Source organism: Nocardia sp. NPDC004604, from assembly GCF_040609795.1.
Classification (GTDB): Bacteria; Actinomycetota; Actinomycetes; order Mycobacteriales; family Mycobacteriaceae; genus Nocardia.
On the sequence record NZ_JBEXLC010000190.1, the window covers coordinates 1 to 15,300 of the forward strand.

At 64.5% G+C, this 15,300-nt stretch carries 16 protein-coding genes; all 16 read right to left on the minus strand.

The annotated features are described in order from the left end of the window. Window positions 1–389: 389 nt before the first annotated feature. The 16 genes from murA to prfA all read right to left on the minus strand — a co-directional run bounded on the left by murA (window position 390) and on the right by prfA (window position 15,157). The gene (gene murA, locus ABZW16_RS39115; RefSeq protein ID WP_354961193.1) at window positions 390–1,649 is read right to left on the minus strand and encodes a UDP-N-acetylglucosamine 1-carboxyvinyltransferase; all 1,260 of its coding nucleotides are present in this window, start codon (window positions 1,647–1,649) and stop codon (window positions 390–392) included. A gap of 246 nt (window positions 1,650–1,895) precedes the next feature. Continuing rightward, entirely contained in the window at window positions 1,896–2,477 is a 582-nt protein-coding gene (locus ABZW16_RS39120) for a cob(I)yrinic acid a,c-diamide adenosyltransferase (RefSeq protein ID WP_354961194.1), read from the minus strand. A 53-nt stretch (window positions 2,478–2,530) separates the two neighbouring features. After that, on the minus strand, window positions 2,531–2,953 hold the full coding sequence (locus tag ABZW16_RS39125; RefSeq protein ID WP_040687141.1) for a DUF2550 domain-containing protein: 423 nt from the start codon (window positions 2,951–2,953) through the stop codon (window positions 2,531–2,533). Window positions 2,954–3,220: 267 nt separating this feature from the next. Next, the gene (locus ABZW16_RS39130) at window positions 3,221–3,598 is read right to left on the minus strand and encodes a F0F1 ATP synthase subunit epsilon (protein ID WP_354961195.1); all 378 of its coding nucleotides are present in this window, start codon (window positions 3,596–3,598) and stop codon (window positions 3,221–3,223) included. 6 nt (window positions 3,599–3,604) lie between these two features. Continuing rightward, window positions 3,605–5,047, minus strand: coding sequence for a F0F1 ATP synthase subunit beta (gene atpD / locus ABZW16_RS39135; RefSeq protein ID WP_063047772.1), 1,443 nt, complete (start codon window positions 5,045–5,047; stop codon window positions 3,605–3,607). Between the two features lie 21 nt (window positions 5,048–5,068). Continuing rightward, window positions 5,069–6,040 (minus strand): F0F1 ATP synthase subunit gamma, encoded by a 972-nt coding sequence (locus ABZW16_RS39140; protein ID WP_354961196.1) that lies wholly within the window; start codon window positions 6,038–6,040, stop codon window positions 5,069–5,071. A 60-nt stretch (window positions 6,041–6,100) separates the two neighbouring features. Continuing rightward, window positions 6,101–7,741 (minus strand): F0F1 ATP synthase subunit alpha, encoded by a 1,641-nt coding sequence (atpA, locus tag ABZW16_RS39145; RefSeq protein ID WP_354961197.1) that lies wholly within the window; start codon window positions 7,739–7,741, stop codon window positions 6,101–6,103. 48 nt (window positions 7,742–7,789) lie between these two features. Next, window positions 7,790–8,599 (minus strand): F0F1 ATP synthase subunit delta, encoded by an 810-nt coding sequence (locus ABZW16_RS39150; protein ID WP_354961198.1) that lies wholly within the window; start codon window positions 8,597–8,599, stop codon window positions 7,790–7,792. 19 nt (window positions 8,600–8,618) lie between these two features. Beyond that, window positions 8,619–9,179 (minus strand): F0F1 ATP synthase subunit B, encoded by a 561-nt coding sequence (locus ABZW16_RS39155; protein WP_354961199.1) that lies wholly within the window; start codon window positions 9,177–9,179, stop codon window positions 8,619–8,621. Between the two features lie 7 nt (window positions 9,180–9,186). Continuing rightward, window positions 9,187–9,435: an ATP synthase F0 subunit C gene (locus ABZW16_RS39160; protein WP_040687112.1), complete on the minus strand. Its 249-nt coding sequence runs from the start codon at window positions 9,433–9,435 to the stop codon at window positions 9,187–9,189. A gap of 71 nt (window positions 9,436–9,506) precedes the next feature. After that, complete coding sequence (gene atpB, locus ABZW16_RS39165; RefSeq protein ID WP_354961200.1) at window positions 9,507–10,355, minus strand: F0F1 ATP synthase subunit A; 849 nt, start codon at window positions 10,353–10,355, stop codon at window positions 9,507–9,509. A 243-nt stretch (window positions 10,356–10,598) separates the two neighbouring features. Beyond that, complete coding sequence (locus ABZW16_RS39170; RefSeq protein ID WP_354961201.1) at window positions 10,599–11,081, minus strand: hypothetical protein; 483 nt, start codon at window positions 11,079–11,081, stop codon at window positions 10,599–10,601. Continuing rightward, window positions 11,081–12,223 (minus strand): MraY family glycosyltransferase, encoded by a 1,143-nt coding sequence (locus tag ABZW16_RS39175; RefSeq protein ID WP_354961202.1) that lies wholly within the window; start codon window positions 12,221–12,223, stop codon window positions 11,081–11,083. The genes ABZW16_RS39170 and ABZW16_RS39175 overlap by 1 nt, the downstream gene beginning before the upstream one ends. Window positions 12,224–12,263: 40 nt before the next feature. Further along, window positions 12,264–12,929, minus strand: a complete 666-nt coding sequence (locus tag ABZW16_RS39180; protein WP_354961203.1) for an L-threonylcarbamoyladenylate synthase — start codon at window positions 12,927–12,929, stop codon at window positions 12,264–12,266. Between the two features lie 182 nt (window positions 12,930–13,111). Next, the gene (prmC, locus tag ABZW16_RS39185; protein ID WP_354961204.1) at window positions 13,112–13,990 is read right to left on the minus strand and encodes a peptide chain release factor N(5)-glutamine methyltransferase; all 879 of its coding nucleotides are present in this window, start codon (window positions 13,988–13,990) and stop codon (window positions 13,112–13,114) included. Window positions 13,991–14,086: 96 nt separating this feature from the next. Beyond that, on the minus strand, window positions 14,087–15,157 hold the full coding sequence (gene prfA, locus ABZW16_RS39190) for a peptide chain release factor 1 (protein WP_354961205.1): 1,071 nt from the start codon (window positions 15,155–15,157) through the stop codon (window positions 14,087–14,089). Window positions 15,158–15,300 lie beyond the last annotated feature (143 nt).

A 15,300-nucleotide genomic window follows, 5' to 3' on the forward strand; every position in this document is an offset into this window, starting at 1 on the left:
CACCACACGGGGGTATGAGGAGCCGGAACCAAAAAATATTTGGCACTGACATTCATCGACACACTATTGAGTTCTCAAAGAACACACGCACACACCATCTCGCGGGTTTAACCCCGGTCGATCGGTGAGGCAACTTATCCAGCTTAGCTCAGGCGGGAACCCGAATCAAAATCGGGGTCTCGTTCGAGCTAGTGTGATCGTCAGGCGCTCTACGTCCTACCTCGTTTCCCTGGTCCTTTGCTCAGCCTTTCGGCTCAGCGCGTCGGCCCCGGGTCGGTGTCCGTGTCGCTCTGACTCGAATAAAGTTACGTGTCGGCGTGCACGATGTCAAATCGCCTGGTCAGGAATGGTTTTCGACGAAACGAAATCGTCTCCTGCTGTTCACATGATCAATCCGCGGCGCCGACCCGCTCCACCTGACCACCCAATGCCTGCAGCTGCTCAACGAATTTCGGGTAGCCGCGGTCGATGTGGAAGACGTCGTGCACTTCGGTGGTGCCATCGGCAACCAGACCGGCGAGTACCAATCCCGCACCGGCGCGAATATCCGACGACCACACCGGCGCACTCGACAGCCGCGGAATTCCGCGCACCACCGCGTGATGTCCATCGGTCCGGGCATCGGCGCCCAGCCGGATCATCTCCTCCACGAAACGGAAGCGGGCCTCGAAGATGTTCTCGGTGATCATCGAGGTGCCGTCGGCAATCGCCGCCAGGCCAATGGCCATCGGCTGCAGATCGGTCGGGAATCCGGGAAAGGGCAGCGTCGAGAAATTGACCGCGCGCGGCCGATCGGCCTGAATCACCCGGAAACCGTCCGGTTCGAATGAAATGCGCGCACCGGCCGAACGCAGCTTGTCCAAGACGAGGGACAGGTGCTTGGGATTCACCCCGGTAACGCGGACATCGCCCATGGTCATCGCCGCAGCGATCCCCCACGTCGCCGCCACGATCCGATCACCGATCACCCGGTGCGTCGTTGGTGCGAGACGCTCGACGCCCTGAATGGTGAGCACCGATGTACCCGCCCCACTGATCCGCGCCCCCATCCGCACGAGCATGTTGCAGAGGTCGACGATGTCGGGTTCGCGGGCGGCGTTATCGATGACCGTTTCGCCCTCGGCCAGCACGGCCGCCATGAGGATGTTCTCGGTCGCACCCACCGAAGGGAAGTCCAGCCTGATCCGTGCGCCTTGCAGTTCCTCCGCGCGCGCGACGACACAACCGTGCTCGATTTCGCTGGTCGCGCCGAGCAGCCGCAGACCGGCCTGATGCATATCCAACGGGCGCGAACCGATCGCGTCGCCGCCCGGCAGTGCGACAACCGCCCGCTTGCAGCGGGCCATCAGCGGACCGAGTACGCAGACAGACGCGCGGAACTGCGTTACGGCCGGAAAATCCGCGTGGTACTTCGGCTCCGCGGGCGTGTTGATCGTGACCACCGAACCGTCGATAGCGACATCGCAGCCGAGACCGCGCAGCACATCACCCATCAACGGCACATCGAGGATGTCCGGGCAGTTCGTAATGGTGGTCGTGCCCTCGGCCAGCAAGGCAGCCGCCATCAACTTGAGGACGCTGTTCTTCGCACCCCCGACCGTGACCTCACCGACGAGTCGATTCCCGCCAGTAACCAAAAACCGTTCCATGCCGCCTCTCCGCGTATTCGGCGCACTATTGGTGCAAAGGATAGTTGCGTTGCGGGCCGCTGGTAGCGGTGCCGGGGTTATCTCCAGGTAGCTGGTCGGACTTCCCGAGTGTCCAGCAACTTTTTGCGAGCGTGTTGGGCGCCGGACGGTCGGTCGCGGGCTGTGTCCCGGGTCTCCCCAAGAAGTTACCCACGTCTATACCAGATCAGTCGTGCGGGATTCGGATGGTGAAATCGCGTCGGTCGTTCAGTCCGATGTCTGCTCCCCACCAGGCTTCCACAGCACATCGCCACCCGGGTTGGCGACCCGGCTCAGGATGAACAGCAAGTCCGAGAGACGGTTCAGGTACTTCGCCGGAAGGATATTCGTATCGTTCGGATGCGCCTCGATCGCGGCCCAGGCGGAACGCTCTGCGCGGCGCGCAACCGTACGGGCGGTGTGCAAGAGGGCGGCCAAAGGTGTGCCGCCGGGCAGAATGAACGAATTCAATGCTGGCAGTTCGGCATTGAACTCATCACACCAGGCTTCGAGGCGGTCGATATAGGGCTGGGTGACGCGCAGCGGCGGGTACTTCGGCTCGGCGACCACCGGGGTCGACAGATCCGCACCCGCGTCGAACAGATCGTTCTGCACCTGCCGCAGTACCTTCAGCAACTCCGGCGCGGGTGCACCGAGCGCGATGGCCACGCCAACGGCGGCATTGGTCTCGTCACAGTCCGCATAGGCGATCAGCCGCGGATCCGTCTTGGCCACCCGGGAAAAGTCGCTGAGACCCGTCGTTCCATCGTCGCCGGTCCGCGTGTAGATCCGCGTCAGGTGCACACTCACATGGCCCACCCTATCGCTGCGAGCACACCCATATTTCAGCTAGCGGATTTCGTCTAGAGGCCGGGCAGACGGCGGGTGCGATCCGACGGCCGGGATTCGACCCAGGACAGGAAGGCTGCCAATGAGCCACGGTCCAGGGCCAGTTCGTAATTGCCGTCATTATCCGAAACCGCGGTGACCGCGATCTCGTCGGTCATGATGTCGTATTCGTCACCGCGCGGGCCGCGCCGATCACCGATCTCGATGCCCTGGCGTCGAATGGTGGAGTCGGGGCCCAGCTTGAGGCTGGAGAGTTTGTAGAAGACGAGCCGATCCTCGTCGTATCGGATCAGGCCGTGCCGCCAACCTTGACCGCCGCGCGCGGGCAGCACCCGCAGGATCGCGGCAGTACCGCCGCGGCGCAACATGATCAGCCGATAGGTCGAAGCGAGCGCCAAGAGAACGAGCGTGAGCACCAGAATGATCAGGAGAACCATCCCGGTCTGCAATGCTGTTCATCCCTTCGCTCTGCCGCCGTGCCGACGACACAATGTCCGATTGGCGGTGTTCGCGGGCCCTCCCCGCGGTTACGCAAGCTACCGCTTCCGAGCCCGAGCGCGCACCGCCGTTTGGTCATTCAACCACGGCCCCGAGTTTACAAATGGCCGGGCCTTGTCTTTGAGGAATCGGACCCGGAAACGCCACTGTCGGCGGCGAAGACAAATTCACCGCCGACAGTGGCGAATGCAATCCCGATGCGGTGCTTACGCGTTCGCGTTCGCCTCGACCGCGCGCACCTGACCCTCGGCCGCCAACTTCGCTTCCACGGTCGCGTCGGCGTCGGCCAGCACCCGACGAGCCGCCTCGACGTCGATCTCGTCGGCGAACTCCGCGGACTCGGCCAACACCCGGACCGAGGTCGCGGTCACCGAGAAGAACCCGCCGTGCACCGCCGCGGTGATCCGCTCACCCTCGGTGGGCACGATGCTCACGATGCCGCCCTCGATCAGCTGGCCGAGCAGCGGCTCATGGCCCGCCAGGATGCCGATCTGGCCCTCGGTGGTCTGCGCGCTGACGAACGTCGCCTGGCCGGACCAGAGCAAACGCTCGACGGCGACGAGATCAACTGACATCTCCGACATGGGTGACTACTTTCCGGCGATCTTCTTCGCGGCCGCCTCGACGTCGTCGAGACCACCGCAGGAGTTGAACGCCTGCTCCGGGAAGTGGTCGAACTCACCCTTGCAGACGCGGTCGAACGCCTCGATGGTGTCGGTCAGCGGCACCACAGAGCCCGGCTGGCCGGTGAACTTCTCGGCCACGATGAAGTTCTGGCCGAGGAACTTCTCCAGACGACGGGCCCGGCCGACGAGGACCTTGTCCTCTTCGGAGAGCTCGTCCATGCCGAGGATGGCAATGATGTCCTGCAGTTCCTTGTACTTCTGCAGGATCCGCTTCACCTCGTTGGCGACCCGGAAGTGCTCCGCACCGACGATCGAGGCCTCCAGGATGCGGGAGGTCGAGGTCAGCGGGTCGACGGCCGGGTAGATGCCCTTCTGCGAGATCGGGCGGGAAAGCTCGGTCGTCGCGTCGAGGTGGGCGAAGGTGGTCGCCGGCGCCGGGTCGGTGTAGTCGTCGGCGGGCACGTAGATGGCCTGCAGCGAGGTGATGGACCGACCACGGGTCGAGGTGATGCGCTCCTGCAGCTCACCCATCTCGTCGGCCAGCGTCGGCTGGTAACCGACGGCCGAGGGCATGCGGCCGAGCAGGGTCGACACCTCGGAACCGGCCTGGGTGAACCGGAAGATGTTGTCGATGAACAGCAGCACGTCCTGGTGCTGCACGTCGCGGAAGTACTCGGCCATGGTCAGGGCCGAGAGGGCGACGCGCATACGGGTGCCCGGCGGCTCGTCCATCTGACCGAAGACGAGGGCGGTGTCCTGGAGGACGCCCATCTCTTCCATTTCCAGGTGCAGATCGGTGCCCTCACGGGTGCGCTCACCGACGCCCGCGAACACGGACGTACCGGAGAACTCACGCGCGATACGGGTGATCATCTCCTGGATCAGAACGGTCTTACCGACACCGGCACCACCGAACAGACCGATCTTGCCGCCCTTCACGTACGGGGTCAGCAGGTCGATGACCTTGATGCCCGTCTCCAGGATCTCGGTCTTACCCTCGAGCTGGTCGAATGACGGGGGCTTGCGGTGGATGCCCCACTGCTCGCCGTCGCGGCCGAGGCCAGGGGTGTCGAGGCAGTCGCCGAGGGCGTTGAACACGTGGCCCTTGGTGATGTCGCCGACCGGCACCGAAATCGGCTTGCCGGTGTCGGTGACGGTGGCGCCACGCACCAGACCGTCGGTGGGCTGCATCGAGATGGTCCGCACGATGTTGTCACCGAGGTGCTGGGCGACCTCGAGGGTCAGGGTCTTGGCCACCGAGGTCAGGGTGATCTCGGCGTGCAGAGCGTTGAACAGCTCAGGGATCGAACCCCGCGGGAACTCGACGTCCACGACGGGGCCGATGACGCGGACGACGCGACCTGTTTTCGCGCCCGTCCGGCTCTCTTGAGTGACAGCTGCGGTCATTAGTTGGTTCTCTTCCTGCGCTTAGTCGCGGTCGGAGCTCGAAGCCAGCGCGTTCACGCCGCCGACGATTTCGCTGATTTCCTGCGTGATCTGGGCCTGCCGCACCGAATTCGCCTGCCGGGTAAGCACATTGGCCAGTTCGTTGGCGTTGTCGGTGGCTGCCTTCATTGCGGTGCGCCGAGCCGCGGACTCGGATGCCGCTGCCTCGAGCAACGATGAGTAGATGCGGGTGTTGATGTACTTGGGCAGCAGTGCCGCCAACAACACATCGGCATCGGGCTCGAACTCGTACTGCGCGGTGAGTTCCGCGGTCGGCGAGTCGGTGAAGCTGTCCTCACCCATATCGTAGTCTTCGTCGACGAAGCTGACCTGGATCGGCGCCAGCCGGCGCACCTCCGGGCTCTGGGTCAGCATCGAGACGAAACGGGTGTACACGATGTGCAATTCGTCGACACCCTCGATATTGCCGGTCCCGTTCGGGGCGGGCACCTCACCCTCGGAGCCCGCCATGAAGGCGTCCACGAGGTGATGGCACGCAGCCGAGGCATCGTTGTACTTCGGCTGCTGGGAGAACCCGGTCCACGCATTGACCACCGGACGACTCCGGAAGGTGTAGTACGTGAGGCCCTTATTGCCCATCACGTACAGCACCGGCTCCTTGCCCTCGCCACGCAGGGTGACCATGAGCTCCTCGGCGCGCTTGAGCACGTTGGAGTTGTAGCCACCGCACATACCGCTGTCACTGGTGATCACCAGGACGGCGGCCCGGCGCGGGTTGGCCCGCTCCGTCAGCAGCGGGTGCGACAGACTCGTCGACGCACTCGCCAACTCGCTGAGCACCTTGGTGATCTCTTCGGCGTACGGCTTCGCGGCCGCAACCCTGGCCTGGGCCTTGGAGATTCGCGAGGTCGCGATCAGCTCCTGGGCCTTGGTGATCTTCTTGATCGAACTCACACCACGAATGCGGGAGCGCAATTCACGCAAGCTTGCCATCAGCGGTTCACACTCCCTTCAGTTCATTCGTGAGAATCGAATAGCGCATTGCTCGCTCGATTACTTCTCGACGTGCTTGCGGGTCACCGACAGCGATTCGACCTCTTCGTGGTCGAGTTCACCGGCGGCCGCCTCGTTCACGACGCGCGAACCGTCGGAAGCGAGGAAGCTCTGCTTGAACTTGTCGGTGGCCTCCTTGATCGCGTCGGCGGCGTCACCCTCGAGGCGCTTGCTACCACCCTCCAGGGCGTCGAACGCGCTCTGCGCGGTGCGGTGCAGGTCCTCCAGCAGTTCCGCGTTGAAGCGGCGGATGTCGGCGACCGGAACCGAGTCGAAGTAGCCGCCATCGACCAGGAAGATCGAGACGATCTGATCCTCGACCGCGACCGGCGTGTACTGGTCCTGCTTGAGCAGCTCGACCCAGCGCGCGCCACGCTCGAGCTGCGCCAGCGACGCGGCATCGAGGTCGGAAGCGAAGGCGGAGAACGCCTCCAGCTCGCGGTACTGCGCCATTTCCAGACGCAGTGAACCGGCGACGGTCTTCATGGCCTTGGTCTGGGCGGCGCCACCGACACGGGAAACCGAGGTACCGACATTGATCGCCGGGCGGACACCCTTGTTGAACAGGTCGGACTCGAGGAAGACCTGGCCGTCGGTGATGGAGATGACGTTGGTCGGGATGAACGCCGAGATGTCGTTGGCCTTGGTCTCGATGATCGGCAGACCCGTCATCGAACCGGCGCCCATCTCGTCGGACAGCTTCGCGCAACGCTCCAGCAGACGCGAGTGCAGGTAGAAGACGTCACCCGGGTACGCCTCGCGGCCCGGCGGACGACGCAGCAGCAGCGAGATGGCGCGGTACGCCTCGGCCTGCTTGGTCAGGTCGTCGAACACGATGAGGACGTGCTTGCCCTGGTACATCCAGTGCTGGCCGAGGGCCGAACCGGTGTAGGGCGCAAGCCATTTGAAGCCAGCGGAGTCCGAGGCCGGTGCCGCGACGATGGTGGTGTACTCCATCGCGCCGTGCGCCTCGAGCGCGGACTTCACACCGGCGATGGTGGAGCCCTTCTGGCCGATGGCGACGTAGATGCAGCGCATCTGCTTCTTCGGGTCGCCCGACTCCCAGTTGGCCTTCTGGTTCAGGATGGCGTCGATGCAGACCGCGGTCTTACCGGTCTTGCGGTCGCCGATGATCAGCTGACGCTGACCACGACCGATGGCGGTCAGGGCGTCGATGGCGGTGATGCCGGTGGCCATCGGCTCCTCGACCGGCTGACGCTGCAGCACGGTCGCGGCCTGCAGCTCGAGCACGCGCTGCTCTTCGGCCTCGATCTCACCGAGGCCGTCGATCGGCTGGCCGAGCGGGTTGACCACGCGGCCGAGGAACTTGTCACCGACAGGGACCGAGAGCACGTCGCCGGTGCGGCGAACCTGCTGGCCCTCTTCGATTTCCGCGAACTCACCGAGGATGACCGCACCGATCTCACGGTCCTCGAGGTTCAGCGCGACGCCGAGCACACCACCCGGAAACTCGAGCAATTCATTGGCCATCGCCGAGGGCAGGCCACTGACGTGCGCGATGCCGTCGCTGCAGTCGGTGACAACACCGACTTCTTCGATGGAGGTTTCCGGGGTGTAGCTCTGGGTGTAGCTCTCGATCGCGCTACGGATCTCATCGGTGGAGATCGTCAGCTCCGCCATAGTCTTCCTGCTCTCGCTGTCTGGTCTGAATGTCGGGGGTGGTGGGTGTCAGGCCAGAGCCCGACGCAGCCGTTCCAGTCGGCCGGTGGCGCTGCCGTCGATCAGGTCGTCGCCGACGGTCACAACGACGCCGGTCAGCAGACTCGAATCGACCTGCACGTGCACCGTGACCGGCTTGCCGTAGATGCGCTGCAACGATGCCGCGAGATGGTCCCGCTGCTGGTCGGTCAGCGCGACCGCGGCGCGCACATGCGCGACGATCTGGTCGCGCCGAGCGGCGGCGAGATCGGACAACTCGTCGAACGCTTCGCCGATGCTCGTCCTGGACCGAGTGACCACCTGGTCCGCAAGGGTCTGGGTGATGGACTCGGCCTTACCTGTGAGCAGCCGCTCGATCAGCGCGCGCTTGGCCTCCGTGGGCTTCACGCGATCCGAAAGTGCCTGCTCCAGATCGGGGTTGTCGCCGATGATCCGGGCCAGCCGGAACAACTCGTCCTCGACCGCCCCGAGCCGTCCGCTGTCGGCGGCCGACTCCAGCAGCGCCTCCTGGCCGAGCAACACCAGGGTGTCGACCAAATCGGCGGTGCGCGACCAGTTCTGGGCCACCGCGGTGGTCAGCACCGCCAGGGTGGCGGGGCTGACCTTGCCGCTGAAGACCCGTTCGCTGAGTTCGGCGCGCACCGAGCCGGGAACCGACACGTCCGCGAGCGCAACACGCAGCGAACGCTGGTCATCCAGCACGGCGACAACGGCGAACAGTTCCGACCCCGTTGTGGCCGCAACACTGTCGCTCCCGGTCAGAGCGGCCCGAAGTGCCTCCCGTGCCCGAGAGCTGGCCTCGCGGCTCGCTGCGTACATGCTTCTCACTTTCGCGTCGCTACCTTCCGACCCCGATGCTGGCATTCGACTGATCTAGTTCGGCGAGGAACCGATCGATCGATGCCGCCTGCTTAGCTTCGTCCGAAACCGACTGTCCGATAATCTTTTCGGCCAAATCGACGGCAGTTTTGCCAACTTCGGCGCGCAGCTCGGTCAGGATCTGCTGGCGCTGAGCTTCCAGCTGGCTGTGACCGGCGGCGACGATGCGGTCGCTTTCGGCCTGTGCTTCCGCGCGCATCTGCGCGAGGATCTGCTGGCCCTGGGTGCGTGCGTCCTCGCGGATGCGCGCGGCCTCAAGCCGGGCGTCGGCCAACTGCTGCTGGTACTGCTGCAGCGTCAGCTGGGCTTCCTCCTGCGCGGCCTCGGCCCGCTGGATGCCGCCCTCGATCTTGTCCGTACGTTCATCCAACACCTTGATGAGGCGCGGGATGACGTACTTGTAAAAGATGACGCCGATGATCGCGATGCAGACCACCGACCACACGATGTCGTAGGTCTCGGGGATGAGGGGATTGATGTCGTCCCCTGTCTCCGCGGCGAGCATAGAAAGCGTGTTCATGGCTATCTCAGAAGATGAAGCCGGCGACGAGGCCGATCAGCGCCAGGGCCTCGGTGAAGGCGATACCGAGGAACATGTTGGTGCGGATGGTGCCCTGCAGCTCGGGCTGACGAGCGATGCCCTCGATGGCCTTACCGACCACGATGCCCACACCGATGCCGGGGCCGATAGCGGCCAGACCGTAGCCGATGGCGCCGAAGCCCTTGAACTTCTCGGAGGTGGTTGCCGCTTCCTGGGCCAGGTACGCGAGGCTCATGAGTCTACTTTCCCTTTCTGTTGCTCACCCGCCGGTCGGCGTGGTGTAGCAGGTATTCGGTAGTTGTTCGGTCAGTGCGAATCAGCGTGTTGCGCGAGTCCGATGTAAACGGCCGTCAGCAGGGCGAAAACGTAGGCCTGCAGGAAGATGACCAGCATTTCGAACAGCGTGAACCCGAGTCCGGCGAGCAGCGAGAAGGGTGAGAACACCTTCATCCAGGCCGCCGCGTCGAACAGGAAGAACCAGGTGGCGCTGAAGAACAGCACCAGCATGATGTGACCGGCCAGCATGTTGGCCATGAGTCGGACGGTCAGCGTGAACGGGCGCAGGATGAACGTCGAGACGAACTCGATAGGAATCAGCAACACATGCAGAGCGGGCGGAACATTCGGAACCACGATGCTGCTGCGCATATAGGTGACGAACCCGTACTTCTTGATACCCACGAAGTTGAACGCGAGGTACGCGATGAGGGCCAGCACCAGCGGCATGCCGATTCGGGCGTTCGACGAGATGTTCAGCCCCGGAATAATGCCGGAGAAGTTGAGAAAGAGAACCGCGAAGAAGATCGTCGCGATCAATGGGAGGTACTTACGACCGGATTCCTTACCGAGCACCTCTTCGGCAATCTGATCCTTGACGAACACCAGACCGGTTTCGGCGATGTTCTGCAGGCCGCGCGGGACGATGCGAGGATTGCGGAATGCCAGCACCATGACGAGCACCAGCACTGCGGTCATCAGCAGCCGGATCAGCATCAAACGGTCGAGTTCGAACGGCGTACCCTCGAACAGCACTGCTGGAGGGAAGAAGTCGGACAGCGATGGCGCGTGGAACTCGCCCGCCAAAGTGGTGACGCTCAGCGTTCTCTCCCGTGTTCGGGCCGCGGGTACGGTCATTCCCGCGGTTCGATCGGACATTGACGATCAATTGGGTCGACTCAGGTCGGCTCGAAATTCGTCAGCTGCTGTGCGGCAACCCGCATGGGCGTCTGTACGTAGTGTCGGCGACATCGTCGACATGCAGAACCGGAACCCATCGGAGCCCGGCACGGCAGTAAGCATAGCTGCCACCTGGCGGGATCTTGGTGATCCCCCCTTGCTTGGTCGCTTGCTTACCAACACTTTACCAAGTTATCTACGACAGCGTGTAGGTGGGTGGGATTATTGCTGCGCAGAAGGTGAATCGGACCTATCGGTCGGTACGTTTACATACGGAACCCTCTGTCGCAGAACGCCATACGTCTCCGCGCCGAGCACGACGAGCAAGGACCCGACCACTGTCAGGAACAATGCCATCCGGTCGTAGAAGTCGAAGCGCTGCAGCACCGCGATCACGATCATCGCGACCAGCAGCTTGCCCACCCAGCTCACCAACATGACGAGGCCTGCGGTGCTCGGCGGCAGCTTCGCGCCGAAAAGCACCACGGCCGCGGTGGTGAGAATGAACCCGCCGCCGATGGCGGCGCCGAGCAGCGCGCCCCACAGTCCGGACAAACCGGCCACTGCCGAGGCGATGGCCACCGACAGCACCACCAGAACGGCCAATCCGATCACGCCGTAGCGCAGCGCCGCCTTCAGGGGAGCGTCGGGACCAGGGATCGGATTAGTGAGACTCACGACCCGAACTTTACCTGGACCTTGCATTACGAATCCGCGGGCTCCTTGCGACGCAGGCCCGGAATCGCGGTCACCACCAGCGCGAAGACCAGCCCGCCCGCCATCATCAGCACGACAATCCGTCGATCATGGATCAGCGAAGTGCCGACGGCGCCGAACGCCAGTACGCCGACCCATAAATAGATCACCAGCACAACGCGGCGGTGCGAATGTCCGATCTGCAGCAGCCGGTGATGCAAGTGCATTTTGTCCGGTGTCGAGAAACTCACACCGGCGCGGACCCGGCGCACGATTGCCAGCAGCAGATCCAGTACCGGAATGAACATCACCGCACCGACCAGCAACAGCGGCGAAAGCAGACCGACAATGTCGCGAGGTCCGTAGCCCGCCAAGTTGATTCGGCCCGAGGCGCCGGTCGATACCGCCGCCAGCATGAGCCCGATCAACATCGAACCGGAATCGCCCATGAATATCCGTGCGGGCGAAAAGTTGTGTGGCAGAAATCCCAGACAGGCGCCCGCCAGCGCTGCGGCGAGCAGGGCTGGTGGATAGGTGTCGACCGAACCGCCCTGGTTGTAGAGCAGGCCGACGGTGAATACGAAGACCGCGCCCGCGCAGATCAGGCCGAGTCCGGCGGCCAGACCGTCGAGTCCGTCGACGAAATTCATGGCATTGACGATGGTCACGGTGATGCCGACGGTGACCAGACCGCCCTGGAGTGCGTCCAACACCACGGTGGTGTCGTTGAACGGGTTGTAGATGACGTACCAGCTCAGACCCATGACCGCCATCACACCGGCGGCGGTGACCTGACCCGCGAATTTGGTCAGCGCATCCAGGCCCCACCGGTCGTCGACGATGCCGACGACCACGATGATCGTGGCCGCGACCAGCACCGCCGGAATATCCGGCGCGTAATCGAAACCCCTTCGCAGCGCGGGCAATTGGTGCGCAAAGAGGACAGCCCCGACCACCCCGACGTACATGCCGACCCCACCCATCCGCGGAATCGGTTTGACGTGCACATCGCGTTCACGCGGTACCGCGACGGCACCGAATGCGATGGCCAGCACCCGAATTCCGCCGGTCGCGAGAAAGGTCACCGTCGCCGAGATGAGAATCACGAGCAGCAGCTCGCGCAACGGAACTACAGCACCCGAACCGATCATCCGATTATCTGATCCGCCATACGATCACCGCGTCCCGAGGTCACCGGGTCGCGACGCTGGTCAGCGCCTCCGGGGACATCCCGAGCACATCGGCGATATCGCCGACCGATACCGCGCCCTCGCGCAGGATCCGTGGCTGATCCGCGGTGAGGTCGACGATGGTGGAGGCGACCGCGTGTTCGGCCGGGCCGCCATCGAGGTAGACCCCGACCAGATCACCGAGCTGATCACGCGCCTCGGCGGCAGTCTTGGCGGGCGGCTGCCCGGAGATATTGGCACTGGAGACCGCGAGCGGGCCGACCTCGCGCAGCAGTTCCAGCGCGACCGGATGCAGCGGCATCCGCAGCATGACCGTGCCGCGCGTATCACCGAGGTCCCATGCGAGCGAGGGTGCTTGCTGCACAACAAGACTCAGCCCGCCGGGCCAGAACGCCCGGATCAGTTCGCGAGCCTGCGGGCGCACCGAGAACACCAGGCCGTCGATCGTGTGCCAGGAACCGACCAGCACCGGTACCGGCATATCCCGACCGCGCCGCTTCGCGGCGAGCAGTTCGCTCACCGCGGTCGAATCGAATGCGTCGGCGGCTAGGCCGTACAGCGTGTCGGTAGGCAGCACGACCAGACGTCCGGATTTCAGGGCGCTGGTGGCCGCGGTCAGTCCGGCGGCGCGCGAGTCGGCATCCGCGCAGTCGTAGACGGTACTCACGGCCCCCATCCTGTCACGCTCCCCCGCCTCCCCGAATACTCAGGCCATACAAGTGAGTGCCCCGAGATCTGCGTTCAGGTCCTGCGTCGAGTGTGACCTGGCTTTTGGGCGTTCCCGACGAGTTACCCATGTACTCACGAAATCAGTTGTCACCATCTTCTTCGGGCTTCGCCCTCGGAAGTTCAACTGCGGGTCGCGGCGACGAAACGGGGCTTATCCGCGAGGTCGGGGTGCTCGACGATGTCGGTGAAATCACCCTGTTCGGCCAGGAGAGCGGCAAGATCGGAGCCGTTGGTGTCATCGTGTTCGATGGCGCAGGAGCCGCCGGAACGCAGCAGGCGGGTGATGCTGGGCAGCATCCGCCGGATGACGTCCAGTCCGTCCGGACCGCCGAAGAGGGCCAGCCGCGGGTCGTGATCGGCGACCTCGGGATCGAGTTCGGCGTCTTCTGGGATATAGGGCGGATTGGCGACGATGAGATCTACCCTGCCATTGAACTCGGTGAGCAGATTCGGGTCGGTGACATCGTCGGCGTAGAGGGTGATCGGCGTATCGCCCTCGGCAATGCGCACGTCGGCATTGCGGCGTGCCCACTGCAGGGCCGCGGGATCGATCTCGATCGCGTGCACGTCCGCATCCGGGCGGGCCTGGGCGATGGCCAGCGCCAGCGCTCCGGATCCGGTGCACAGGTCGAAGACGACCGGTGCGTGATCGTGTGGCAGCGCCTCCAATTGCGCCAGTGCCCAGGCGAACAGCAACTCCGTCTCCGGACGCGGGACGAAGACGCCGGGACCGACCGCCAGGTCGATCTCGCCCATCGATGCGGTACCGGTCAAGTGCTGCAATGGAATTCGCTCCGCGCGCCGGGCGACCAGTGCGCGGTACTGCTCGATCACCTCGGGGGTGACCAGGGGTGTCAGTGCCAACCGGGTCCGTTGCACGCCGAGCAGATGGGCAGCCAGATGTTCGGCATCGGCCTGCGGACTGTGCACGCCCGCGGCGCGCAAGGTCTCGACGGCTTGGTTGATGGCTGGGCGCAATGCCACGCGAGTTCCGGACATGATGTCGACACTCCCCGTTCTTGGCGTACCCGGTGAGCTACCCGTGTTGTCACCGAGTCGGTTGATTTCTCCGGAACATCGGGCCGGTGCTGTCGACTATTCGGCCGCCATGCGCGCTTCGCGATCCGCCTTCCCCAGCGCATCCAGGAGCGCATCCATATCGCCGTCCAGCACGGCGTCGAGGTTGTGCGCCTTGAAACCGATGCGATGATCGGCGATCCGGTTCTCCGGGAAGTTGTAGGTGCGGATGCGTTCGGAGCGGTCCACCGTGCGGATCTGGCTGGCCCGGCCCGCCGCAGCCTCCTGATCCGCCTGCTCCTCGGCCAATGCCTGCAGCCGGGCCGCGAGCACCTGCATGGCGCGGGCCTTGTTCTGCAGCTGGGAGCGCTCGTTCTGGCAGGTCACGACGATGCCCGAGGGCAGGTGGGTGATGCGGACCGCGGAGTCGGTGGTGTTGACGCCCTGGCCGCCCTTACCGGAGGAACGGTAGACGTCGATGCGCAGATCGGATTCATCGATCTGCACCTCCTCCACCTCGTCGGGCTCGGGGTAGATGAGTACGCCCGCGGCCGAGGTGTGGATGCGGCCCTGCGATTCGGTGACCGGAACGCGCTGGACGCGATGCACACCGCCCTCGAATTTCAGGCGCGACCAGACGCCGTCCCTGGTGGCGTCGCGGCTTTTGATCGAGAGCGTCGCATCCTTGTAGCCGCCCAGGTCGGAGACGGTGACACCGAGGATTTCGACCTTCCAGCCGTGTCGCTCGGCATAGCGCACGTACATGCGGGCCAGGTCCGAGGCGAATAGCGCGGATTCCTCGCCGCCCTCGCCGGATTTGACCTCGAGCACCACATCGTCGCCGTCGTGCGGATCGCGCGGGGCGAGTAGGTCGGCCAGCTGCTGCTCCAACTCGACGACCTGGCCCTGTAGATCGGGGACCTCGGCCGCGAAGGCGGCATCGTCGGCCGCGAGCTCCTGCGCGGCGGCGAGATCATCGCGCGCAGTGGTGAGTTTGTTGTAGGTGGCCATAATCGGGGCCAGCTCGGCGAAGCGTTTGCCGACCCGGCGTGCAGCGCCCGGATCGTTGTGCAGCGCCGGATCGGCCAGCTGCAGCTCCAGGCCCGCGTGCTCGGCCAGAATGTCATCGATCGCGGACGGTTGCGTCATGGTGCTTCCTTCTCTTACCAGTACCGGCCATATAAAAGCGCCGACGCCCGGCCTGCTGAGCAGGACCGGGCGGGGGGGGGGGAGCGTGTTTTTGTGTTGGTGGGGCATGTTTGGCCGCCGCGTGAAGGAGGGAAGAGGGGGGT

Bases quoted from the DNA above. Each gene is read 5' to 3' on its own strand.
- murA (WP_354961193.1), bottom strand. From the start codon at position 1,649: ATGGAACGGTTTTTGGTTACTGGCGGGAATCGACTCGTCGGTGAGGTC.
- ABZW16_RS39125 (WP_040687141.1), bottom strand. From the start codon at position 2,953: ATGGTTCTCCTGATCATTCTGGTGCTCACGCTCGTTCTCTTGGCGCTC.
- ABZW16_RS39130 (WP_354961195.1), bottom strand. From the start codon at position 3,598: ATGTCGGAGATGTCAGTTGATCTCGTCGCCGTCGAGCGTTTGCTCTGG.
- atpD (WP_063047772.1), bottom strand. From the start codon at position 5,047: ATGACCGCAGCTGTCACTCAAGAGAGCCGGACGGGCGCGAAAACAGGT.
- ABZW16_RS39140 (WP_354961196.1), bottom strand. From the start codon at position 6,040: ATGGCAAGCTTGCGTGAATTGCGCTCCCGCATTCGTGGTGTGAGTTCG.
- atpA (WP_354961197.1), bottom strand. From the start codon at position 7,741: ATGGCGGAGCTGACGATCTCCACCGATGAGATCCGTAGCGCGATCGAG.
- ABZW16_RS39150 (WP_354961198.1), bottom strand. From the start codon at position 8,599: ATGTACGCAGCGAGCCGCGAGGCCAGCTCTCGGGCACGGGAGGCACTT.
- ABZW16_RS39155 (WP_354961199.1), bottom strand. From the start codon at position 9,179: ATGAACACGCTTTCTATGCTCGCCGCGGAGACAGGGGACGACATCAAT.
- ABZW16_RS39160 (WP_040687112.1), bottom strand. From the start codon at position 9,435: ATGAGCCTCGCGTACCTGGCCCAGGAAGCGGCAACCACCTCCGAGAAG.
- atpB (WP_354961200.1), bottom strand. From the start codon at position 10,355: ATGTCCGATCGAACCGCGGGAATGACCGTACCCGCGGCCCGAACACGG.
- ABZW16_RS39170 (WP_354961201.1), bottom strand. From the start codon at position 11,081: ATGCAAGGTCCAGGTAAAGTTCGGGTCGTGAGTCTCACTAATCCGATC.
- ABZW16_RS39175 (WP_354961202.1), bottom strand. From the start codon at position 12,223: ATGATCGGTTCGGGTGCTGTAGTTCCGTTGCGCGAGCTGCTGCTCGTG.
- prmC (WP_354961204.1), bottom strand. From the start codon at position 13,990: ATGTCCGGAACTCGCGTGGCATTGCGCCCAGCCATCAACCAAGCCGTC.
- prfA (WP_354961205.1), bottom strand. From the start codon at position 15,157: ATGACGCAACCGTCCGCGATCGATGACATTCTGGCCGAGCACGCGGGC.